Raw genomic sequence first — 243 nt, forward strand, 5'->3', positions numbered from 1 at the left:
TTCCAGTGGTACATTCACCTGCTCGGCGATCCGTTGCATGAGCTGGTCTTCTTGCATTACAAACGATGTACGGAAGGCTTCATGGCGCTCGGTTAATCGATTTAGACTCTCCTGTAACCGCGCAACATCCAGCTCTCCTGTGATCTCCAGCGCTTGCGGCATGTTGTAACCCATGCCCTTCTGATCCAGCTGACTTACCACGTACATCCGCTGCTGGGCAGGCGAGGCAGGATACGCTTCGCG

1 protein-coding gene is annotated in these 243 nt (G+C 54.7%); it reads right to left on the reverse strand.

Annotated features, from left to right (window positions below; all coding sequences use genetic code 11):
- Positions 1 to 243: condensation domain-containing protein (locus FS818_RS28540; protein WP_145336788.1), on the reverse strand; the 243-nt coding region annotated here is incomplete at both ends.

Origin of the sequence: Paenibacillus xylanexedens, assembly GCF_007680605.1 — a bacterium.
Taxonomy (GTDB): Bacteria; Bacillota; Bacilli; order Paenibacillales; family Paenibacillaceae; genus Paenibacillus; species Paenibacillus xylanexedens_B.